This is a genomic window from Coleofasciculus sp. LEGE 07092 (assembly GCF_015207375.1).
Lineage (GTDB): Bacteria > Cyanobacteriota > Cyanobacteriia > Cyanobacteriales > Coleofasciculaceae > LEGE-07092.
On sequence record NZ_JADEWY010000054.1, the window covers coordinates 13,110 to 33,635 of the forward strand.

A 20,526-nucleotide genomic window follows, 5' to 3' on the forward strand; every position below is an offset into this window, starting at 1 on the left:
AAACCACTCCTCTAAGCAACCTAGGAAACAGCTTTCTATAGCTTTCGCAATAAGAGTCCCCAAACTTGACTGTGGGTCGAGCCTCTCTCGGCGCTATAATAGGCTGGGCTTGGGTTACAAGGGTTTTTCCTGATGATACTCTTCCCCGAGTGACAAAAGAGCGATAAAGAAAAAGTTAAAATAGTTTCGGTGTTACCTGAAAATTTTTTATTTTTTTTGTAAATACCTGAACTAGAGAGAGGTAGATAAGTGTCTGTCGAGACTATCGAAAAACGTTCAACTTCAACAACCCGTAAACAAGCGCCTCGCTATCGTGTTTTGCTCCATAACGATGACTTCAACCCCATGGAGTATGTGGTGCAGGCTTTGATGACAACGGTAGCCGGTATGACCCAACCTCAAGCCGTCAATATCATGATGGAAGCCCATAACTCAGGAATCGCCTTAGTCATTACCTGCGCTCAAGAACACGCTGAGTTCTACTGCGAAACCTTGAAAAACCACGGATTGACTAGCACCATCGAACCCGACGAATAGAATTGGCGTTAGATATCGCCTAAGTCTCACAACTCTCATTTAAAACGTTTTTCCGGTTTTTTACCGCTCTAGAACTCCTGATTTTTTTTGAAATCCAATCTCCGTAAGTTAGTACAATACCCAGCACCTATGCGGCTGGGTTTGTTTCTTGTTATCCTGCTACTACTCTGGCTACCGATAGCAGCACCACTATACCTGTGGATTCGTGACCCCAACTTAATGACTATCCTGACGATGGGACTGCTGTTTGGGGAGTTTTTGCTTTTGCTGCAAATTTGGGGTAGAAAAGTCTACCAACAACCCCAACTACTCAACCGTTATGGCTTACAGCGAACTCGGAAAAACACTCTAGACTTGCTCAAAGGATTGGCAATGGGTCTGGTGTTTGTTCTGGGCTTATTTGTGCTGGAGGGGGGAATCGGTTGGGTAGAGTTTCAGACACCCTCAGCATCACTGGGACGGGTAATTTTAGAAGGATTAGTCAGCGCCCTCGGCGTTGGTTTAGCAGAGGAGTTGGTCTTTCGGGGCTGGTTGCTGGATGAGTTGGAGCGGGATTACAACGCAAAAGTCTGCCTCTGGGCAGATGCGCTGATTTTTGCAATGCTCCACTTTATTAAACCCTTCTCAGAAATGATTCGCACCCTACCGCAATTTCCCGGTTTGGTGCTGCTGGGGTTGATACTGGTTTGGGCAAAGCGTACCCACAGAGGTCGTTTAGGTCTGCCCATCGGTTTACATGGGGGTTTGGTCTGGGGCTACTATATTCTGAATGTTGGGGAGTTGGTGGACTATAGCGATCGCGTTTCTCCTTGGATTACAGGAGTGGACGGCAACCCCATCGCTGGGGTAATGGGGTTGCTGTTTTTGGGAATTTTGGCTTTCCTGGTGAGGAAGCGATCGCCGAGAGTTCCCTAACAGAAAGTCACAATCACTCTTCTATCGCTACATCGTCATCGTCGTCATCGTCATAGTCGTTTTCCTCAACTCCCATCAGTTCAGTGATTTCTTCTTCATTTTCCAGGGAATTCCGATCATCAATCACTTCACGCGCTAACAAACGGTTGCTCGATTCCAACCAATCTAACAGGGAAGTCTCGTGCTGGATAGGAATAACTTGAGCGAGTTGGTCGCGAGGCTCTTCTCGCAAAGAGGGGTTGTACATGGGCAATTTTAGTTAATCGTTGAACGAGGAATCAGTGGTCAAGTCTTGGTGTCGTTAGTCTGAGGGAAGCAGACTCTTAGCCCAGTACTAACTCAACACCTGGAATTTCTAGATTGACTAGCAAGTTTACTCTAGCGCAATTTCTCTCTAACAGCAGCCGTTAGGGACTCCTTAATTGCAGGGTTTTAGTATTGAGATTCTGACGTTCCCTATTCTATCCTTAACATAAGAACCCCGATTAACAAAATTACTCCAATGTTCTAACCATTGATGTGAGAGGGTTACCCTGTTCACTTCTATTTACGGGAGGAGCTGTTGGAGTTGGGGATCACTCAATTTAGAGGTAATAGTGGGATGGTTAGCAAAGGTAAACTCCTCGAAGCGATCGCAGGCAAAAATCGCGGTCTGTTGGCGACTGAAACCGATAAAACCGCAATTCTGGCAGCAGTTGCCCAGCTAGAAGACCGCAATCCTAATCCCCGACCCTTTGAAGCGAGTAACCTGTTAGACGGGAACTGGCGTTTGCTGTACACGACTAGCAAAGACCTATTAAACCTCGGTCGGTTTCCTCTCTGGCAACTCGGTCAAATTTACCAATGTGTTCGCACGTCAACGGCTCAAATTTACAATATTGCGGAAGTCTCTAGCCTGCCTTATCTTGAGGGTATTGTTAGTGTTTGTGCGCGGTTCGAGCCAGTGTCAGAACGTCGGGTTAATGTTAAGTTTGAGCGGTCTATCGTCGGCTTGCAACGCTTGATTGACTATCAGTCTCCCAGTTATTTCATTCAGCAAATTCAAGTCGGCAAAAAGTTCCCCGCTCTTGACTTTCGCATTGAGAATCGGGAGCAGCGGGGCTGGCTAGATATTACCTATCTCGACGAAAATCTACGCATCGGGCGAGGCAATGAAGGCAGTGTATTTGTGCTAACAAAACCATGAATTTTAAAATTTCCCCCTCACCCTTAATTCGCTTATCTCAAGGACAGCTCAACATCATAGAAACCTGTCCCCGTAAGTTTCAGCACATTTACTTCGACCAGTTGGGAACACCCGTCTCGCCAGAACAGCAAGAACGCCTGACTTGGGGAAGTCGTTTTCACCTCCTGATGCAACAACGGGAACTAGGACTACCCGTGGAATCCCTGGTAGAGGAAGATGCTCAACTGCGGCATTGGGTTACGGCTTTAGTTGATACAGCTCCAGAGGTGTTTGCAAAAGATTCGCAAACGTTCCGCGACTCGGAACACTGCCGCACTGTTAAGTATCAAGGATATTTGCTGACCGTTATCTACGACTTATTAATTGAGGATGAAACCAGCGCCCAGATTCTTGATTGGAAAACTTATCCCCAACCCCAAAACCGTCACTGGTTAGCCAAAGACTGGCAAACGCGCCTGTATCTCTACGTTTTAGCCGAAACCAGCGATTATTTGCCAGAGCAAATTTCCATGAGTTACTGGTTTGTCAAGTCTCAGCCGTGTCCCCAGAGCCTTAAGTTTACCTACGACCGAGTACAACATGAAAAGACGCAACAGGATTTAACCGAGTTATTAAGTCAGCTAACCAAGTGGCTGGAACGTTACCAAAATGATCACATTCCCTTCCCTCAACTACCCGTCTCAGCAAACCGATGCCATGATTGTAGCTTCGCAGTTCGCTGTCAGAGGACTGCGGATGCGGAGGTGAGTCGTCGTCAAAAGTTGCTGTCTAATTTAGCTGACATTGAGGAGGTGTCGCTTTAGTAACGGGAAAATGAATAGTCTTTATCTTCAGGCACTAAACTCCTGCATTTACAGAATCTTCACAGAATGACGAACTTTTTTTACCGAACCTTCATCATTCTTCTTTAAAGATGGGTTATGCTCAGGGGCAGAGAAGGATAATGCTATCAAAAAAATTATCCTTAAGGTTCTGAGTTTTTGAGAGATCATTAACATCGACTCGATAAAACAAGCGCCACGGCTGGCGCAGTACTGCCTTTCTTCGGGAACAAAGGAAGCTCTACGGGTGTCGTCAGCTTACAGGGTAAAAAAAATGCTGAAGTGGTTCCTATTAATATCCGCGTCGCTCATCGTCTCGGTAGGAGCAATTTTAACTGCCTATATCAGTGGCGACGGTTGGCTCAAGCCAGAAAAATTCACAGTGCCAAATAGTACCAGCAATCAGGATGAGGTATCATCTCATCCATTTGGATAGCTCAGGTTTAACCTTGGCGGCTAGAACAGATACTCATGTGTCTTGGTGCAAGATAGACGGCTGTACCAAGACACAGACTATTGGAAAAGATGAATAACCCAGGATTTAGGATGACAAGGAGAAGAAGTTTTCTCCGCAAGGATTAGAAGAAATTCAATGGAGTTCTACAATAAGAGTAATGGTGTTTCAGAAAATGTATCAATAGGGTGCTAACGTCACTGTATCACATTTTGTTTTACTTAAATGTAAAACAAAGCCGATTAGGTTTTAAATTCGGCTCTCTACAGGTTCCCTAACCCCTTTTGTAACAAATCTAATTACGATTTCAGTACGCTGCGAGCGCTAAACAGCCTGTTTGGGTTGGAACTGAGCCGTAATCAAATCTCAGACATCAGTCTCCTGCGAGTACTGACGGATCTTAGTTAACTTCGCCTTCCAGAAAACTAGTTCACGAACAAATAAAACTTGTTTGAGAAATCAAAAATTGACCCATCAATTTTGACTCTTGGGACGGAGATACGGGGAAAACGATGCAGTGCATACTGACTCAAATCCAACCATAAATTGCGCTTTTAATGCCTCAATCAGTTGTTACAAATGAGGTGAGTCGATGAAGAGGCGATTGCTACTTGGGTTCACCGCGAGCCTGTCACTATTAATTACGAGCTTCTATCTTTTCGAGGGTGTTGCCAAACAAGAACCCAAAATGATTCAATCGGGGAATGTGCGGGAACAAAACTCGACAGATACGCCAGTGCAAGAGTCAATTACAGCAAAGCGATCCCCATCTTTTGAAGACAGTCCTAGGCTGAACAATACCGCCTCGATCCCTTCTCAATCTTCTATAAAAGTACCGTTTGAGATTTGCAGCGAATCTACAAGCTGGGTGCGTCCATCCCAATCTGAACAACTCCAAAAACTCCGAAATTTGCCTCAATATACTGCTGATTTTGACAGTGGATTTAACTCTTTATTCCAAACGTTTTGGACGCACTCTATCTTTTCATTCACGAATTACGGATTGAGCGCTCGGATTGAACCTATCTATTTATCGGGTCTTTGGACAATTTTGGATAACACTTGGAATTGTTACGAATCCACTCGTGTTGAGCGAATAAATTCTGGAAAAATTGCTGAAATTTGGGTTTTAGCTCACCAAGTTATTAGCTTTCAATGGGTAGGCAATCGCTACGTTATGGTTGTCGCACCCACACAGCAAGGAGTCCAGTTGATTCAATTTCCCAGACGGGAAAATCAGTCTTCCCTTCCTTTAACCGTTGTGACTGAAGATGGCAGGGAACTGGAAATTATTGATGCAGGGTTGAAGACGGAATGAGAACTAAACTTATGTTGGCGGTTTAGATCCCCGACTTCTTTAAGAAATCGGGGATCTGCCTTTACTGACGTACCTCACAAGTGCAACTCCAGAGCCAACCTTAAACCAGTGCATATACTTTGGCTTCCCAAGGAAAAATTGCTTCTCGTCCAACCCATTCTGGCGGCACCCTGCGGTCTTGGGTAATTTCGTGCCAGTACTTGCCCTCAGGGGTAGGGGGCCAATTTGGAACGACATATTCTCCCGCAGAACTCGCAGAACTCATTGAATTGGGCGTACCGTACTCAGAGAAGTTAGCCACTACAATAACCAAATTTTCCCCAGAACCTCGCTGCCAAACTACAACCCGCTTGCCGTCGTGGAAGTCGGCATGAATAAAGTTAGTATCGTTCACAGCTAAGGCATCCGAAGACTTTCGTAAGTGAACCAATCGCGCCACATAGCTAAAAATCTGCCGTCGCCCATCTTGCTCAATGCGGCTATAGTTAACAGGATCGACCTGCTTGTGTTGGACTCTTTTTTCGGGTTCGACATTAAAGATATCTAGATCATGGCGATCGCCAAATTCTTCCCCCGCCAAAATCATCGGAATTCCTATCGCCGTTAGCAAGCAAACAAACGCCAGTTTAATCCGGGGTTCGGTATCGTTAATACCATTATTAATCAGATAGTTGTAAAGACGTTCATTCCCCATGCCGCCGACATCATGGGACGTGACATAGTTAATTACCTGAGAGCTGTCTGTAAAGCCCAAGAAACGGCAGTCAATCATTTTACGGACACTCCATTCAAAACTGGAGTCGCTGTCGGCATTCTGCCCCAAAATCACCTGTCTGAGAATGCGTTTGAAATGTTTGTTCCAAAGTGTATCAAGGCGGTTTTGATGAATTAACGTCAGAGGAACACTCGATTCCTCACCAGCGACGAGGAAATTATCACTGCTTCCCCCCCGTTTCTGCCAAAGTGTGCGGGAAAACTCTTTGAATTCCTCAACAAAGTTGTAGTTATGAATAGTGTTGATGCTATCGAGACGCAATCCATCCACTCGATAATAATTGATCCAGTGGTCAATGTGCGTCTTCATGTACTCGCGGGCAGGAACAAAGGAAGATTTGTCTCCAGAAATGGGATGATAGTCTTCTACCCAATAGTTATATTTAAATAAATCACCGCCAAAGGCATTGCGTTCATATTGTTCGGGATCGCCACTATTCCATTCAACATAAAAATCCAGATAATTGATAGCGCGGTAAGGATTGTTGCGAGCGAAAGCCATTGCCACATCTAATAAAAAACGCACCCCCTTTTGATGACAGGTTTTAATGAGATGGACTAAATCAGTGGACGGAGTGGAAACTGACTGAGAATCGGGAAATCCCAACTGGAAATCTGCGGCAAAATAGTTGGCTGTACCATACCCCCATTCCAACTTATCCTGACTATCTGCTGGGGGTAATAATTCTAAAGCATTGATACCTAACTCTATTAAATGTGCTTGGTTCTCCAATTCGTCAACTCCTGGAAAATTCGGCGCACCCTTTTCCTGTACAAACAATGCCACTACATCTTGAAATGTTCCATCGCTAATTGTTATTTTTCCCGATGTATCAATCCGAGTCCAGCGAGTTGGCAATTGATAAATAATTAAGCGATTGTTAGTCGGCAGGGTTTCTAAAGCAGCGTCACCTTCCCACTCAACTGTTTGTCCGTTTGGATCACAGGGAATAAGCTTGCCATTTTGATAGAGAATAACACTAGCAGGGTGGTGACTCGCGGCTCCTTCTGATTCCGAAGGAACGGGTGCCAAAAAACGCCGATCTACCGTCCAAGCGGTTGGATCAGTGCAGTAAAGAATGGGATGAGTCTCGTTGTAAACATTAGCATCGCGTACCTTGAACCAGTAAAAATAAACCTCACTCTCAGTTAAATTACAATCTTTAGCTGAGATTTCCCATAACTCAGGAAAATCAATTGATTGTTGCAGGGTAATTTCGCGAAAATTGTCGTAGGGATTATTATGGGATTCAATTTTTCCAATATAGAGAGTTGGTGTTGGCTCTACTTTGCCAGGACGCCACAAAACAAAGTGAGTTTCTTTTCGATTTAATAGATGAGAAAGCATTGCAGCCGCTTATTTTTAAACGTTGGCTAAGGAAAAATACAGGCAGTTTCAACTACACAGACTTATCTTAACCTTATTTCACTGTAGACAGTCTTTGGGTTGAGTCAAGAGCGATCGCTTGTAGTTTGGGGAGAGGATCACCCAGTCACTGCCATTCACCTTAAGTTCAATCTTAGCCAAAGACAACAGATTTCAGTCAAAATAAAAGTAACTCACACGTTAGGCTTGATCAATAATCAGTAACATTCTTCAGGAAGTCTTATGAGTAACACTAGCGACTTTCGTCAAGCAATGCGCAATGCCAAGGGTCACGCTCTAGTGGGACCCAATGTCATTGCTAACGCCCTCCCCTACCTAGGAGGAGGACTCGTTTTAACCGCTTTAGGCACCTACGGAGGGCTGGGAGTCATCCGCAGCAATCCAGGGCTATTCATGACTACCTTCTGGGTTGCCCTCATTGCTGAACTTGCTCTTTTCTTCGTTGCCCGTGGCGTAGCGGAGAAAGGCAACAATACCGTTGCACTGCCTCTTTTAGCGACCTACAGCCTCCTCTCTGGCTACACCCTCAGTGGTTTAGTATTCGTTGCCCTCGGAACCCAAGGAGTTGGTATTCAAGGCATCGGTATTGCCGCCCTCGGTTGCGGCGTTGCCTTTATTGCGGGTCGTCAAATTGGCTCCAACCTCTCAGATGAAGATGGCTTGGCGCTAACTAAAACCGTGCGCCTGGGTATTATCGCTCTGTTAGTTGTATTGGTTGCCCAGCTTGTCTTAGGCTTTTTTGGCATCTATACACCAAGTTGGCTCGAAATTGGCATATCCGGCATTGGTGTCTTTCTATTTGCCGGTGCAGCGGTAGTCGATTTCTACATCCTGCCCCGCACCTACCGGGATGACCAAGCTGTTCCCGCAGCCCTGTCGATGTACTTAACTTACATCAACCTGTTTATCTTTATTTTGCGGTTGCTCATCGCCCTGAATCGTGACTAATCCAGTTCCATAACTTGGGCAAACTAGGGGTGCAGCTTTACTGTACCCCTATTTTGTGTCTGAAGCTAAAATCAAAGAAGCAACCTTTAACGTAAATAGTGGAAAGCAATGGAAGCACTCGACATCAAACGCGAAGTCGAAACTTTGTCAGAGCGCCTGGGTAAAACCCAGGACTATCTTTGACGTTGCTGCTTTAAATGCCAAAATCCATGATTTGGAGCAGTTAGCCGCTCAACCTGATTTTTGGGACGACCAAACTTCGGCACAGAAAACCCTTCAAACTCTCAACCAACTTAAATCCAATATCCAGCAGTACGAACAGTGGAAAGCCAATTTGGAAGACGCTAGAGCTGTTATAGAGTTGTTGGAGTTAGAAGTAGACGAAGCGTTACTTCAAGAAGCTGAAACAAACTTAACTCAGCTTAACCGCGAACTCGATCGCTGGGAATTAGAACAGCTTTTATCCGGTCTATACGACTCTCAAGGTGCTGTTGTGAGTATCAATGCGGGGGCTGGCGGTACAGATGCCCAAGATTGGGCAGAAGTATTACTGCGTATGTACACCCGTTGGGGCGAAAGCCATGGTTATAAAGTTCATCTGACAGAACTCTCTGAAGGGGATGAAGCGGGAATTAAGTCAGCCACCCTAGAAATTGACGGGCGCTATGCCTATGGCTACCTGAAAGCGGAAAAGGGAACCCACCGACTGGTGAGAATCTCTCCCTTTAATGCCAACGGCAAGCGGCAGACAAGCTTTGCTGGCGTGGAAGTTATGCCAGTACTGGAGAAGGACGTAGATCTCGATATTCCTGAAAAAGATTTAGATATTACCACGTCTCGATCTGGCGGTAAGGGAGGGCAGAACGTTAACAAGGTGGAAACTGCTGTGCGGGTTGTTCACACTCCGACTGGGATTGCCGTGCGCTGTACTCAGGAGCGATCGCAACTACAAAATAAAGAAAAAGCCCTCGCTATTCTTAAAGCCAAGCTGCTGATTATTGCTCAAGAGCAACGCACTCAAGAAATTGCCGAAATTCGAGGCGATATGGTAGAGGCGGCTTGGGGCAACCAAATTCGCAACTACGTCTTTCATCCGTACCAGATGGTGAAAGACCTACGCACCAACGTCGAAACCTCAGCCGTAGAGGATGTGATCAACGGCGACCTCGACCCCTTCATCGAAGCTTACCTGCGACAGGAAACGCAATTGACCTGATAGGGGGAGTAGGGAGTGGGAAGAAGGGGAGATGGGGGAGATGGAAAACAAGTCAATTTATCCTATGCACCTCCGCCCCCCTACCCCAAGGCAATTGTTAAGTGATCTGTTACATTAAAACTAAGACTATAAAATATCCCTTTGATCTTTATTGACTATTACTAATGAATCATCCTTCTTCACTCTCCGAAACCCAAGAACAGCGTCTTGGCGTAACACCAAGTTCACCTGGACTCGCATCTAGCGAACCTCAAGCCAGTTACGTGAAGCTGGCTATGCGGAACATGGTGCGTAAAGGAGGCAAATCCCTACAGCACTTTTTCTTAACCACAGTCGGTTTGTTGACTGTATTGGTAGGTTTGGCTTACCTAACTCACTAGACAATTTTGCACTTTTGTGGCTTTTAAGACACTGAGGAACCATGAAGGGCGAGCTATGGAGTGTAAACCAATCATAAAAAACGATAACTATTCTTCCTTTAGGAGTGCTTCTGACTCCTAACCTCTGATCCTATATCCACAAAAGAGGCTACTTGTGCAAGTTGAAGTCATGGTGCAGGATTGTTTCTTTGCTGCCTCCCAGTCAGCAGCAATAGAAAAATGCCCTAATCCTATTTCATCAGATACCTGGGAGCGTTGGTTCTACCAATGGATAGAATTCCTGAAACCCCATATCCCGCCTGCTGATACTTACGAACTCAGTCTTCGCCTCACCGAGGATTCGGAAATTCAGGTACTTAATGCCCAATATCGCCATAAAAATCAGTCAACAGACGTACTTTCTTTTGCGGCTTTGGAGGTAGACTCTCCTAAGTTGCCCCCTGAAGTCCAGTTATCTATGCCTTTGTATCTTGGCGATCTTGTTATTTCAGTTGAAACGGCTTATCGTCAGGCTAAGGAACAGGGACATTCGTTACAAACTGAACTGGCTTGGTTGGCGACTCACGGTTTGCTTCATCTATTGGGGTGGGATCATCCGGATGAAGAAAGTCTAATAAGAATGCTGAACCATCAGCAAGCTTTACTGCAACTTGTAAATTTGACGTTACAAGTATAATGGCACTGAATTGTGCCACCTACAACTGAAAGGGAATCAAAGATCAATGATAATAAACAAGACTCACATTTCTAACTCCCACTTGTTTGCTCCGAGTTCTCTAGCTGTGTCCCCTGAACTGCCAATCTCAACCTCGACTCCAGTCGATTCATCTGTCAAACCCAAGCGAGAACTAGCTTGGTGTATTGCCCCAACCTTACTGATTAGTTTTAAATATGCCTGGGCTGGCTTGTATTACGCCTTTATTACTCAGCGCAACTTTCGCATCCATACTATAATTGGTACTCTGGCAGTTAGCTTGGGTGTTTTTTTACATTTAGCTTGGATAGAAATTGCAGTGATTGGCGTGACAAGCGGACTGGTAATGGCAATGGAGTTGTTAAATACAGCACTTGAGTCAGTCGTAGACTTGACAGTGAAACAGTCATACCACGAACTCGCCAAAATTGCAAAAGACTGTGCGGCTGGTGCAGTCCTCATCTCAGCGCTTACTGCCGTGTTCGTCGCTGGAGTGCTACTACTACCCCCTTTATTCGCTCGGATTCAATCACTTGTATAGTACAGTACTCTTTCTTTGACTGACTTGTTTTATAATCTAACTCTTTTTAGAAGTTAGGGGTCAGTTACAAAGGAGTTATGAGTTTTGATTCTAGTTATTGACAATTACGATAGTTTCACCTATAACTTGGTGCAATATTTGGGTGAACTAGGAGCTGAGTTGCCTACAGCCTCAGATATCCAGGTTTACCGAAATGACAAAATTGACGTGGAACAAATCCGCCAGCTTCAACCTGATGGCGTGGTGATTTCTCCCGGTCCAGGACGTCCTGAAGATGCGGGAATTTCTTGTGAGTTGATTCGGCAGTTGGGTGGAACTTTGCCGATTCTGGGAGTTTGTCTAGGTCATCAAAGTATAGGTGAAGTATTTGAGGGTCAGATTATTTCAGCACCACTGTTGATGCATGGCAAAACGTCAGAAATTTATCACACGGGTGTCGGCGTGTTTGAAGGATTGCCCAACCCCTTCACCGCAACTCGTTATCATAGTTTAGTCATCGATCGCCAAAGCTGTCCCGATGTTCTAGAAATTACGGCTTGGGTTGAAGATGGAACTATTATGGGGGTGAGGCATCGGAACTATCCCCATCTTGAAGGCGTCCAATTTCATCCAGAGAGTATTCTCACAGATTGTGGTAAAGAACTCTTACGAAATTTCCTGAAAACCCTTTCAGCGTCGCACCATAACCTGATGTCAGTGTAATCTATGGAGAATTCATTTAAGAAACGATGAAACGGCGACAGTTGATGCGTTATGCGGGTGCAGGGTTGCTTGCGACGTTGGGAACCAGTTTTGCGTCTGGATTTAAACCTTCTCAGGCACAAACTGCTAATGGCACCCTTTCTGTGAAATGGCTGGGACATACCTGCTTTTTATTTAGTGGTGGGGGATTGCGAGTTCTGGTAAATCCCTTTCGGACAGTGGGCTGTACTGCTGGGTATCGCCCCCCTCAGGTTGAGTCCGATTTAGTCCTGATCAGCAGTCAGTTACTGGATGAAGGGGCAGCGACAGGGTTGCCTGGAAATCCCCGCATCCTTTATGAATCGGGAGTTTATCAAGTCGGTGGCATTCAAATTCAGGGGATTGGTATCCCCCACGATCGCATGGGCGGACGTCGATTTGGCACCAATGTGGCTTGGAAGTGGACGCAAAGTGGCGTCAATATCCTGCATTTAGGAGGCGCAGCAGCACCGATTGAAATCGAGCAAAAAATCTTGATGGGGCGTCCCGATATTGCATTTGTACCGGTGGGAGGTGGGGTTAAAGCTTACAATCCCCAAGAAGCAAAACAAGCAATTGGGGTTCTCAGTCCCAAAGTGATTGTGCCAACACATTTCCTAACCCAGGCGGCGGATGAGGAAACCTGCACGGGCGAGTATGCGATCGCACCCGTAGATGAATTTTTGGGGCTGATGGATGGAATGCCTGTCAACCGCATCAACAGCGATACGATAACCATCAAACCCGGTGATTTGCCTGACAATGGCTCAATGATTAAGGTACTGAGTTACAAGTTTTAGGTTGGGAATTGGGGATTGGTGGTATTTTCAACACCTCAACTTCGCTCGGTGTTGAAGCTGAGCGAAGTCGAAGCTTTAAGTCATGCCCCCTTTCTCATCTCTAAATCAGCTAAAGCGATGTTTTTAAGTTCCTCATAATTCACTTTTCCTTGGGCATTGCGTGGCAGACATTCAACTTTAACCCAGTATTTGGGGCACTTGAACTTACTCAATTTCTCCGCTACAGCCCTTTGCAATAAATCAACAGAAACCTCTGGGGAAGGGGGAACGTAAATCGCAGTAATGGCTTCACCCCAATAGCGATCGGGCAAGCCAATTACAGCGATATCCACAACTTGTTGAGTGGCTAAAATTGCCGCTTCTACCTCAGCCGGGAAGACATTTTCACCCCCGGTAATAATTTTGTGGCTGCGACGCCCAATAATGGTTAAGTAACCGCGATCGTCAAAAAATCCCAGATCGTCGGATTCTAGAGTTTGGAGTTTAGAGTTTAGATTTGGGTATTCTCCTGCACGATAGTAACCCAGCGCCAGAGAATCAGCCTGGATGGTAATAATACCCGTTTGATTAGTCCCCAAGAGTTCACCCGTGGCACTACGAACACTCACTTGGGCGTGAGGTAAAATTTGACCACAACTATTGTTACCCGCCAGAAAATCTTCAGGTTTGAGGGTGACGACTTGAGAAGCGGTTTCAGTCATCCCGTAGGTGAGGGCTAACCGGATGCGGTGGTGTCTCGCGTCTGCTAAAAGCGACTCCCAGGCAGGCGCACCCCCTAATAGTACGGTTTGAAACTGGGATAACCACTCCGCAGCAACCGTAGATAGCAACCGTTGTAACTGAGTTGGTACTAAGGAGATAAAAAACTCTGACGGGTTGATATCCTGTCCTTTTCCTGTGACTAAATCTTTAAACGGCAGAATGACTAGTTTACCGCCCGTGGTTAGCGATCGCAAAAATTGCATCAAGCCGCTAACGTGATAAAGGGGCAATACACAAAAGGAATTAACAGGCTTTTGGTCAAAATACTGATAAAACCCGCGCGCTGATGCCATTAAGGTTTGCCAACTGTGGACGGCAAAGCGGATGTTACCGGAAGATCCGCCAGTGGGAATCATGATTATTTGTTCGTTGTCCGTTGTCCGTTGTCCTTTATTTTTGACGAATGACAGATGACAGATGACTGATGACAAATCTCCCCAAATTAAATCGGGTTGGACTAACTCGAAGACTTGCTGCCATTCCTGTTCAACCCAGTTGGGATTACCGAGAAAAACCGGACAATCCGCAGCAACGGCGGCGAGGAAAGCAGCGAGAAATCGCCAGGGATTAGGTTCTGCTAGGAGGATTGTGGGGGATGTTCCTCCCTGTGAGAGTTGGGTGAACTCCTGGAATAACTGTTCGGTGAGATGGTGAAATTGGTTCGTGTCATAACCAATCAACCAATCCTCATCGGCACGGTGTTTGAGATAGGTTAAATTCATATAGGATTGCTCTATCAGGGAGACACACGCCAAACCTTGATTCGATAAGCACTACTAATCAGGAGTTTCCCATCCGGGCTGAAAGTAATGGGAGTCTCAACCTCGCCAATTAAGAAGCTATCTACAAAGTTGTTATGTAGTGGGCTTTTGTAACCGCACGTAATATCAAATACACAACTAGAAATTGCTGGGAGGGTTTGAAGAACTTCTCCAGTTTGGAGATTCCATAAACGGATAACCCTATAATCACCGCTAAAAGCGAGGAGTTTCCCGTCAGGACTCAAGGCTAAAGACCACATAGACTGCCAAGCACCCAGCCTTCCTATAGGAAAGGTGTGAAGTAGTTTATTAGTTTTCAAATCCCATACTTCAATGCCATTCCTACTGGTCTTGGCAAGAATTAGGCTTTTTGGATTAATTGTAAAAACTGTATAATCATCAATATTATTGTTAATATCTTCTTTGTTTTTAGAGTCTATATTTAAATTAAAATCGTGAAATGAACGTTCGTTATTTTGCAAATTGAAAAACTCAATTTTCCCCTCATCAATGACTCTCATGAAGATCAATCCACTGTCGTTAAAGACGAGGTAATGGTCATAGTCTCTTATGTCAGACTTAAGAGGAATGTAATGCTGTTCCCCAGTTTTCAAATTTAAATTTAATAGCTGGATTTTGGTTTTGTAGTCGTCAAAATTGTTGCTGTAGTTGTTAAGATTGGTTCTATACTCGTTAAGAACGGCGAGGGTTTGTCCATCGGGACTGAAAACGAAACTTTGGAATCGTCCCCGCTCAGATAAAGTCTGGAGTTCTTTGCCGGTTTGTAAATTGAAGAGCTTTATAGTCATAGTGTCGGTGATACCATCATGCCCATAACTAGTAATGGCAAGGGTCTGTTGATCAGGGCTAATAGCGATGTTGCTAATACCATTAATATCGTATAAATGCGTATTGAGGGTGTAAAGCAGTTGAGTTTTTAACTCATATTTTTTCCAAGAAAAATTTGCCAAGAATTGGCTTAATGCAATCACAAAAAACGCTATAAAAATTGTTATTTTTAATACTTTCCAAATGTTTTTTCTAGAGACAATGAAACGCTGAACGATGAGAGAAATCATCCTAAACGTTTCCCCACCAATTACTCCCCCGATTGCTCCAAAAATCGTCCAGTAGAGGATGTATACGCAAAAACTGAACGCTAAAAGGGGAATAAGAGACACCATTAGTAATGGTAATGCTAAAAAAATTGGGGATTCTAAAGGGGATTGTAAACCATGAAAATCCAGAAAATTCAATAGATATTGCAAGTATTTAGGTAAGTTAATCAACGCTAAAGCACTACCGAACATCATGCCAAAAACTAGCCAATACTTTGTTATGGATACTTCAGCAGTGAGTCCCTGCCTTTTCCGGAGTATTGCGTAGACACTACCAATCAGCCCGAAAATAGCCCCTTCTATTAGCCAAGAAGGTGTACTTTCAGTGACATGAACAAGTGTAAGATCGAGGTGAACAAACCAAATGATTCTCCAGAGAAGTGCTGCGAAAAGGACTCTAAAAATTGCCCAGTAGATGATCCAGTAGATGACTGATAACATAAGCGACGAAAGGGTGGTTAGATTTAGACTTTGGGGCGCATCCCATTTTTGTAAATTTGTGGTGGGAGCATCTTGCTCCCTAGCACTAGATCAAGCGGGCAAAATTACCGCACTACTATTATTTGACAACGTTGGGATACTCTCGGACGTTTGGTATTCAATGAAATTTCCCGGCTAATTTAGCTGTGCGGCGATCACACATCTCTACTTTATCCCTCTTTTATTACATGAGAGCGAACAAACAGGCGAAGCGTTGCAATACTAGCGTTATCGGTATTGGCAACAGATTCAGAACTTACGCACTCGCCTCCTCCAACTCCCCAAACTTGGGGATAAAAACTTTAGTTCCCCTCAGATTTGGGGGGCTAGGAGGCATATTGGCAAATATTGCCTCAGTCCTGATAATGGACTTAAGCTATTAGCCCAGAGTTAAAACTCTGGGCTGGTTTTCGGGTTTACTGACAATGGTGCAAGATGTGAGTTAACCGAATATGGGGGGTAATCTCTCTTTATGAATTCAACGGAAACTCAGCACTGATAGTCCACTGCTGACCGTTGTGAATTAGCAGGGTTAGGTAGAATGCTGTAAAGTCAAACGCTAACGGTCGATTCTCAAATTCTGACCACGCCTTGCTGAATTGCTGCCGCTTCAAATCTGAATAGCCAACTGTTATATGCGGGGAAAACGGACGCCGTTTGGATACTTCGTGGACAATACTGAGCGACTCCTCAACATACGCCATTAAATCCTTTTGGATGGCTAGCAATTCCGGGGTTTTGAGAATGTTGGCGTAAATCACACGAGGTGCAAATGCACCAAAACCTTTCAGTGTTATCGGCACTGGTGTTTTAGTTTGAGCAAACGTTTTCAAGGATTGTTCTAAAGTCGGTCTATCATCTTCCTGCCATTCAAAGGGGGGTTGCAGGGTGATGTGGGGGGGAGATTTTAGGGCAGCTTTACTCTCATAGACTTGAGCGAAGTGTTGCTTGATTTTCGTAATGGAGTCCTGAATATCTTGAGGTGGCAGGAGAGCGATGAAAAAGCGGTGTTTCATACTTGGATAAGGGCAGTAGGGAATGGGGTGTGGGCTATTACGGGCTGTCAGGGAAAAGACGTGAAGACACGGAGACACGGAGACACGGAGACTCTTGAGGTGTTACTCTTCCTACCCAGCTCCCCAGCTCCCCCTGCTTCCTTAAAGAGAACCGAATCGACTGGGGGGCCAGAAGCGGAAACAGGCATGACCAATGACGTTAGGTATGGGCAAAAAACCCCAAACGTGGGAGTCGTTGCTGTTGTTGCGGTTATCGCCCATCACGAATAGCTGACCGTCCGGTACTCGTACTGCTGCCATCTGATAATCTGGTGGTGCGGCAATGTAGTCTTCCTCAAGGGGTGTACCGTTTAAGTAAACTGTGCCGTCTTGAATTTGCACGGTTTGACCGGGTGTACCAATAACTCGCTTAATGAAGGCTTGGTTTTTGGAGTAGCCCTGAATTTGGAGTTGTGGGGGCGGATCGAAGACAATAATTTCACCCATTGCTGGGGGATGAAAGCGGTAGGAAAGTTTTTCCACCACCAAGCGATCGCTGACTGCCAGCGTTGGTGCCATTGAATCGGAGGGAATGTAGCGCGGTTCGGCGACAAATGCCCGGATCAACAGCGCTATGGCGAGAGCGATCGCAATAATTTGTAGGTTTTCTCGGGCTTGCTGCCAGAACTTTGAGCCTTGGGCAGTCGGTTCTTGAGAGCGATCGGTAGTAGACGATTGACTAGATTTAACATTGTCTGGTGTCGAATTAGCCAATCTGGAAGATTCATTACTCACAGCTAGATTTTTTTTCTCTGATGCCATATAAGTCTGAATTGAAACTTGCTGGGTTTTGCTCCTCACCAGCAGTCAAATTTTATCAAATTTTCTACACCAAATATTTTTATTTTTTCTTTGTTATGATAATTAATGATTTTATTCTCAAAAAATAAACTTCAATAAGTCTTCAATCAAAACTATCCATTGCTTCACCCAAAATATTTTTTTTGTAACTTTAATAAAAAAGTAGGATGTCTACAATATCTCTTCCATCGGGTAAAATGATAAATTGGTTCTTCATTGTGTGAGCTTTTTTCTTCTTGATCGTCTCTGGGTTTCTACGAATTAGAGTAAGCACTCTCGCTATTTTTAAGAAAAATATCTCTATATTTAGTTCAGTTTATAATTAATAAAATTTATCAGTTGATTGCTCCAGTCACTGTGGAACAAGGTAAGTTAGTAATTGAATTTTCAAAACGCTCACAAAAGCTTAACTCATAAGGATGTTGAAACAATCATGATAACACTCTTAGCAAGTTACTTACTAATGGCTGGTACATTTGGTTGCATTTGGTTGACAACGTTGAACCAACAGACTGACTTACTAGGTGAAGAAAAACGCTTGTCCTATATAGTTTTAGTGGTAGCAACTATTCTCTGGCCCCTTGTTGTCCCAATATCTTACCTGGAAAAACTTTCTAGGGCTTAATAAAATTTAAGGTTATGGAGTATTTTGTAACAGACTGGAAGTAAAACCTAGTCATTCATTATCCCCATAAAATCATGCCATTCTCTGTAAATCGAGGATGGTTTTTTATTGTCCTTGCAAAGCATTGTAGTTTAGTTGCTTTTGTATAGTGTGTGTTTAATACACTAGTAATTTTGTTGCTACTAGCAAGAGCGCCTTTTTGAGATAGAGCAAAGGTATTGTCAAAATTTCGCATAGATAGCTATTATTAGTATTATTACTGTAACTATTGCTACAGAATTTTACTCAACTACCCAAGCAGCGAGAATTATCAGATGGCACTATTCACAACGAATGAAGTCCTTACCCAGCTTCAACTCGGTCAACCCTTGAATCAAGCGGAGTTGAGTCATATCAACTTGCGGGGGGCAAATCTGGATAAGGGGCTATTTGCTAAAGCCTATCTGCGAGGTGCGGATCTCTCAGGTGCGTCCTGCCAGGAGACAGATTTCAGTGATGCCACACTCGTTTTTGCAGTTCTATCCAGGGCAAGCTTAGTTCGTGCCAACCTAAGAGGGGCAAAGTTAAACAGTACTAACCTAGAAACCGCCAATCTTAGAGAAGCTTGTGCTATCAATGCCAGTTTTTATGGTGCAAGACTCGAAAGAATTGAAGCATCCTTAGCACAATTAGTAGGTGCTGATCTCAGAGAAGCCAGTGGACAGGCAGCTAATTTCAGTAGCGCCAACCTAGAAAAAGCGAAGTTGGGCGCAGTTAGTTTTTCTGATACAAATTTTAGTGGCGCAAACCTCCGCCAAGCTAGCTTGGAAGCCGCCAATTTTATCAATACCCTCTGGCATCAAGCGGACTTGGAACGGGCAAATTTATCTCGTGCTTGTATCGTTAACGCTGATTTAACAGAAGTGAATCTGATGGCTGCTAATCTTAGGGCGGCTGAGTTGACATCGGTAATGTTGAAGAATGCCGATTTGTTAGAAGCCAGTCTGGAAAATGCTCGACTCAGAGATGTTAATTTAACTCAGGCATCCTTATATTCTGCCAACTTAGAAGGGGCAATCTTGTCTCAAGTTAATCTTACAGGTGCGGATCTTCAACACGCTAACTTAGAAAATACGATTTGGGATGGCGTTAACTTTTTCAACTGCCAAGTAAGGGGTGCTATTTTTACCAATGCTCAAGGATTGACGGATGAACAGAAAAAATGGCTGAAAAACAATGGGGCGTTAAACGTCTCCTTTTGACTGCTTACCATATTTAAAATTAGTTACATCAGCCACCATGTCCCTCAGCGAAGGACTAGACTCACCATACAAATCCAGCCATTCATAAAACGTCAATTCACCCCCTAAATACTGCTGCGGATTCTCAGCACCTTCTAACATAACCTCACTAATAAAAGTATAGGCATTAAGCCATGCTTGCTCCATTTCTGATGTCCAGCTTTCTGCTAAATACAAGGCTAGTGTTTCCAACAGTGCCTGACCAACAAAGGGATAATGTTCTGTTAGAGTGCCGGTTCCTACATGATAAGCTCCCAGACTTTTGAGGGCTAAACTCAATTGGTTTGGATTATGCAAATTCTCTATAATTAAAGCTAAGGAGGCAATGAGTTTTTTTTCTTGATTTTCTAGACTCGTTTTTTGAAATAAAATTTCCAATTCGGGATATTTTATAAAAAGATTTTTATAGAAATCATCAGAAAACTTATTGGCATGAGGTTTAATTTGCGCAAAACTTGTTTCTAAACGGTTGATATCTAATGTCATAGGAAGCTTTACCTCGGGTCTGTTAAGACGCTAAGTTAGCAAAAAAATGAGTCATTACTGGTTCCGGTACTTTACCCACCCAAGTTTTTGTAACAGTATGATGAGCATCCAAAAACATAAATTGAGGGACACCTGTAACATGATATGTTGCAATTATCTTAGCCCATTTAGGGTCATCAATATTCAGCATCACTACATTAATGTCATCCCTATACTCTTGCTCTAAATTTCTCACAATTGGAGCCATTCCTTGGCAAGTGGTACACCAGTCAGCATAAAACTCTAATAGGGTAGGCTTGCTATTCGTCATCGCACTTTCGTAAGAGACTGATTCCTTTGCCATAGCTCTTAATGTTGCTAAACCCATCAACGAAGAATGACTCATCGCGGAGGGGTCAGTCCCCTTCATCAAGACCATTCCCATAATTATTATAGCAATACTGAATATTAGTAAAAAAGGTTTCATT

23 protein-coding genes are annotated in these 20,526 nt (G+C 44.2%); 15 read left to right on the plus strand and 8 right to left on the minus strand.

Going from position 1 to position 20,526, the window contains the following annotated elements:
- Nucleotides 1-249: 249 nt before the first annotated feature.
- A complete protein-coding gene (clpS, locus tag IQ257_RS14725; RefSeq protein WP_193877383.1) occupies nucleotides 250-537 on the plus strand; it encodes an ATP-dependent Clp protease adapter ClpS in 288 nt (95 codons plus the stop codon).
- 87 nt (nucleotides 538-624) lie between these two features.
- Nucleotides 625-1,452: a CPBP family intramembrane glutamic endopeptidase gene (locus tag IQ257_RS14730; protein WP_228060725.1), complete on the plus strand. Its 828-nt coding sequence runs from the start codon at nucleotides 625-627 to the stop codon at nucleotides 1,450-1,452.
- Between the two features lie 13 nt (nucleotides 1,453-1,465).
- On the opposite strand, the gene IQ257_RS14735 is transcribed toward IQ257_RS14730, so the two are convergent.
- The gene (locus tag IQ257_RS14735; RefSeq protein ID WP_193877381.1) at nucleotides 1,466-1,699 is read right to left on the minus strand and encodes a DUF3134 domain-containing protein; all 234 of its coding nucleotides are present in this window, start codon (nucleotides 1,697-1,699) and stop codon (nucleotides 1,466-1,468) included.
- Nucleotides 1,700-2,053: 354 nt separating this feature from the next.
- Here IQ257_RS14735 and IQ257_RS14740 point away from each other — a divergent pair, with 354 nt between their 5' ends.
- The 4 genes from IQ257_RS14740 (at nucleotide 2,054) to IQ257_RS14755 (ending at nucleotide 5,231) form a co-directional block, all read left to right on the plus strand.
- Nucleotides 2,054-2,638, plus strand: coding sequence for a PAP/fibrillin family protein (locus IQ257_RS14740; RefSeq protein WP_193877379.1), 585 nt, complete (start codon nucleotides 2,054-2,056; stop codon nucleotides 2,636-2,638).
- Nucleotides 2,635-3,441, plus strand: coding sequence for a PD-(D/E)XK nuclease family protein (locus IQ257_RS14745; RefSeq protein WP_193877377.1), 807 nt, complete (start codon nucleotides 2,635-2,637; stop codon nucleotides 3,439-3,441). The genes IQ257_RS14740 and IQ257_RS14745 overlap by 4 nt, the downstream gene beginning before the upstream one ends.
- 292 nt (nucleotides 3,442-3,733) lie before the next feature.
- Entirely contained in the window at nucleotides 3,734-3,895 is a 162-nt protein-coding gene (locus IQ257_RS14750) for a hypothetical protein (protein ID WP_193877375.1), read from the plus strand.
- Between the two features lie 706 nt (nucleotides 3,896-4,601).
- Nucleotides 4,602-5,231, plus strand: a complete 630-nt coding sequence (locus IQ257_RS14755; protein WP_193877373.1) for a hypothetical protein — start codon at nucleotides 4,602-4,604, stop codon at nucleotides 5,229-5,231.
- A gap of 100 nt (nucleotides 5,232-5,331) precedes the next feature.
- On the opposite strand, the gene IQ257_RS14760 is transcribed toward IQ257_RS14755, so the two are convergent.
- Nucleotides 5,332-7,353 (minus strand): alpha-amylase family glycosyl hydrolase, encoded by a 2,022-nt coding sequence (locus tag IQ257_RS14760; RefSeq protein WP_193877371.1) that lies wholly within the window; start codon nucleotides 7,351-7,353, stop codon nucleotides 5,332-5,334.
- A gap of 261 nt (nucleotides 7,354-7,614) precedes the next feature.
- On the opposite strand from IQ257_RS14760, the gene IQ257_RS14765 reads away from it, so the two are divergent.
- From IQ257_RS14765 to IQ257_RS14795, 7 genes are all read left to right on the plus strand, one after another.
- On the plus strand, nucleotides 7,615-8,340 hold the full coding sequence (locus IQ257_RS14765) for a Bax inhibitor-1 family protein (protein WP_193877369.1): 726 nt from the start codon (nucleotides 7,615-7,617) through the stop codon (nucleotides 8,338-8,340).
- 108 nt (nucleotides 8,341-8,448) lie between these two features.
- Nucleotides 8,449-9,556, plus strand: a protein-coding gene (prfB, locus tag IQ257_RS14770; protein ID WP_193877367.1) for a peptide chain release factor 2 whose coding sequence is annotated in 2 segments (ribosomal slippage) — nucleotides 8,449-8,520 and nucleotides 8,522-9,556 — 1,107 coding nt in all. Because the reading frame shifts where the segments join, the coding sequence is not laid out codon by codon here.
- 164 nt (nucleotides 9,557-9,720) lie between these two features.
- Complete coding sequence (locus IQ257_RS14775) at nucleotides 9,721-9,936, plus strand: DUF3285 domain-containing protein (protein ID WP_193878371.1); 216 nt, start codon at nucleotides 9,721-9,723, stop codon at nucleotides 9,934-9,936.
- Nucleotides 9,937-10,090: 154 nt separating this feature from the next.
- Nucleotides 10,091-10,612: an rRNA maturation RNase YbeY gene (gene ybeY, locus IQ257_RS14780; RefSeq protein ID WP_193878368.1), complete on the plus strand. Its 522-nt coding sequence runs from the start codon at nucleotides 10,091-10,093 to the stop codon at nucleotides 10,610-10,612.
- Nucleotides 10,613-10,658: 46 nt separating this feature from the next.
- Nucleotides 10,659-11,171 carry a diacylglycerol kinase gene (locus IQ257_RS14785; protein ID WP_193878366.1) on the plus strand — a complete coding sequence of 171 codons (513 nt, stop codon included), beginning with the start codon at nucleotides 10,659-10,661 and terminating at the stop codon, nucleotides 11,169-11,171.
- A gap of 84 nt (nucleotides 11,172-11,255) precedes the next feature.
- The gene (locus tag IQ257_RS14790) at nucleotides 11,256-11,873 is read left to right on the plus strand and encodes an anthranilate synthase component II (protein WP_193878364.1); all 618 of its coding nucleotides are present in this window, start codon (nucleotides 11,256-11,258) and stop codon (nucleotides 11,871-11,873) included.
- Between the two features lie 26 nt (nucleotides 11,874-11,899).
- Entirely contained in the window at nucleotides 11,900-12,691 is a 792-nt protein-coding gene (locus IQ257_RS14795; protein WP_193878362.1) for an MBL fold metallo-hydrolase, read from the plus strand.
- An 80-nt stretch (nucleotides 12,692-12,771) separates the two neighbouring features.
- Here the strand turns inward: IQ257_RS14795 and IQ257_RS14800 are convergent, their stop codons facing one another.
- From IQ257_RS14800 to lepB, 4 genes are all read right to left on the minus strand, one after another.
- Nucleotides 12,772-14,175, minus strand: coding sequence for a 2-succinylbenzoate--CoA ligase (locus IQ257_RS14800; protein ID WP_193878360.1), 1,404 nt, complete (start codon nucleotides 14,173-14,175; stop codon nucleotides 12,772-12,774).
- Nucleotides 14,176-14,189: 14 nt separating this feature from the next.
- The gene (locus IQ257_RS14805; protein ID WP_193878358.1) at nucleotides 14,190-15,773 is read right to left on the minus strand and encodes a WD40 repeat domain-containing protein; all 1,584 of its coding nucleotides are present in this window, start codon (nucleotides 15,771-15,773) and stop codon (nucleotides 14,190-14,192) included.
- Nucleotides 15,774-16,282: 509 nt separating this feature from the next.
- Nucleotides 16,283-16,828, minus strand: a complete 546-nt coding sequence (locus IQ257_RS14810) for a 2'-5' RNA ligase family protein (RefSeq protein WP_193878379.1) — start codon at nucleotides 16,826-16,828, stop codon at nucleotides 16,283-16,285.
- Nucleotides 16,829-16,969: 141 nt separating this feature from the next.
- Nucleotides 16,970-17,668, minus strand: coding sequence for a signal peptidase I (gene lepB / locus IQ257_RS14815; RefSeq protein WP_322744344.1), 699 nt, complete (start codon nucleotides 17,666-17,668; stop codon nucleotides 16,970-16,972).
- 433 nt (nucleotides 17,669-18,101) lie between these two features.
- Here lepB and IQ257_RS14820 point away from each other — a divergent pair, with 433 nt between their 5' ends.
- The gene (locus tag IQ257_RS14820) at nucleotides 18,102-18,293 is read left to right on the plus strand and encodes a hypothetical protein (RefSeq protein ID WP_193878356.1); all 192 of its coding nucleotides are present in this window, start codon (nucleotides 18,102-18,104) and stop codon (nucleotides 18,291-18,293) included.
- A gap of 314 nt (nucleotides 18,294-18,607) precedes the next feature.
- Nucleotides 18,608-19,534, plus strand: coding sequence for a pentapeptide repeat-containing protein (locus IQ257_RS14825; protein WP_193878353.1), 927 nt, complete (start codon nucleotides 18,608-18,610; stop codon nucleotides 19,532-19,534).
- Here IQ257_RS14825 and IQ257_RS14830 read toward each other — a convergent pair.
- Together IQ257_RS14830 and IQ257_RS14835 are read right to left on the minus strand one after the other, a co-directional pair.
- On the minus strand, nucleotides 19,517-20,059 hold the full coding sequence (locus IQ257_RS14830; RefSeq protein ID WP_193878351.1) for a globin family protein: 543 nt from the start codon (nucleotides 20,057-20,059) through the stop codon (nucleotides 19,517-19,519). The two genes, IQ257_RS14825 and IQ257_RS14830, sit on opposite strands and share 18 nt — an antisense overlap.
- Before the next feature lie 22 nt (nucleotides 20,060-20,081).
- Nucleotides 20,082-20,444, minus strand: a complete 363-nt coding sequence (locus IQ257_RS14835) for a thioredoxin domain-containing protein (protein WP_193878349.1) — start codon at nucleotides 20,442-20,444, stop codon at nucleotides 20,082-20,084.
- Between the last annotated feature and the right edge of the window lie 82 nt (nucleotides 20,445-20,526).

Coding starts and splice junctions, on each gene's coding strand:
- IQ257_RS14735 (WP_193877381.1), bottom strand. CDS start 1,699: ATGTACAACCCCTCTTTGCGAGAAGAGCCTCGCGACCAACTCGCTCAA.
- IQ257_RS14740 (WP_193877379.1), top strand. CDS start 2,054: ATGGTTAGCAAAGGTAAACTCCTCGAAGCGATCGCAGGCAAAAATCGC.
- IQ257_RS14745 (WP_193877377.1), top strand. CDS start 2,635: ATGAATTTTAAAATTTCCCCCTCACCCTTAATTCGCTTATCTCAAGGA.
- IQ257_RS14750 (WP_193877375.1), top strand. CDS start 3,734: ATGCTGAAGTGGTTCCTATTAATATCCGCGTCGCTCATCGTCTCGGTA.
- IQ257_RS14755 (WP_193877373.1), top strand. CDS start 4,602: ATGATTCAATCGGGGAATGTGCGGGAACAAAACTCGACAGATACGCCA.
- IQ257_RS14760 (WP_193877371.1), bottom strand. CDS start 7,353: ATGCTTTCTCATCTATTAAATCGAAAAGAAACTCACTTTGTTTTGTGG.
- IQ257_RS14765 (WP_193877369.1), top strand. CDS start 7,615: ATGAGTAACACTAGCGACTTTCGTCAAGCAATGCGCAATGCCAAGGGT.
- IQ257_RS14775 (WP_193878371.1), top strand. CDS start 9,721: ATGAATCATCCTTCTTCACTCTCCGAAACCCAAGAACAGCGTCTTGGC.
- IQ257_RS14785 (WP_193878366.1), top strand. CDS start 10,659: ATGATAATAAACAAGACTCACATTTCTAACTCCCACTTGTTTGCTCCG.
- IQ257_RS14795 (WP_193878362.1), top strand. CDS start 11,900: ATGAAACGGCGACAGTTGATGCGTTATGCGGGTGCAGGGTTGCTTGCG.
- IQ257_RS14800 (WP_193878360.1), bottom strand. CDS start 14,175: ATGAATTTAACCTATCTCAAACACCGTGCCGATGAGGATTGGTTGATT.
- IQ257_RS14805 (WP_193878358.1), bottom strand. CDS start 15,773: ATGTTATCAGTCATCTACTGGATCATCTACTGGGCAATTTTTAGAGTC.
- IQ257_RS14810 (WP_193878379.1), bottom strand. CDS start 16,828: ATGAAACACCGCTTTTTCATCGCTCTCCTGCCACCTCAAGATATTCAG.
- IQ257_RS14820 (WP_193878356.1), top strand. CDS start 18,102: ATGATAACACTCTTAGCAAGTTACTTACTAATGGCTGGTACATTTGGT.
- IQ257_RS14825 (WP_193878353.1), top strand. CDS start 18,608: ATGGCACTATTCACAACGAATGAAGTCCTTACCCAGCTTCAACTCGGT.
- IQ257_RS14830 (WP_193878351.1), bottom strand. CDS start 20,059: ATGACATTAGATATCAACCGTTTAGAAACAAGTTTTGCGCAAATTAAA.
- IQ257_RS14835 (WP_193878349.1), bottom strand. CDS start 20,444: ATGAGTCATTCTTCGTTGATGGGTTTAGCAACATTAAGAGCTATGGCA.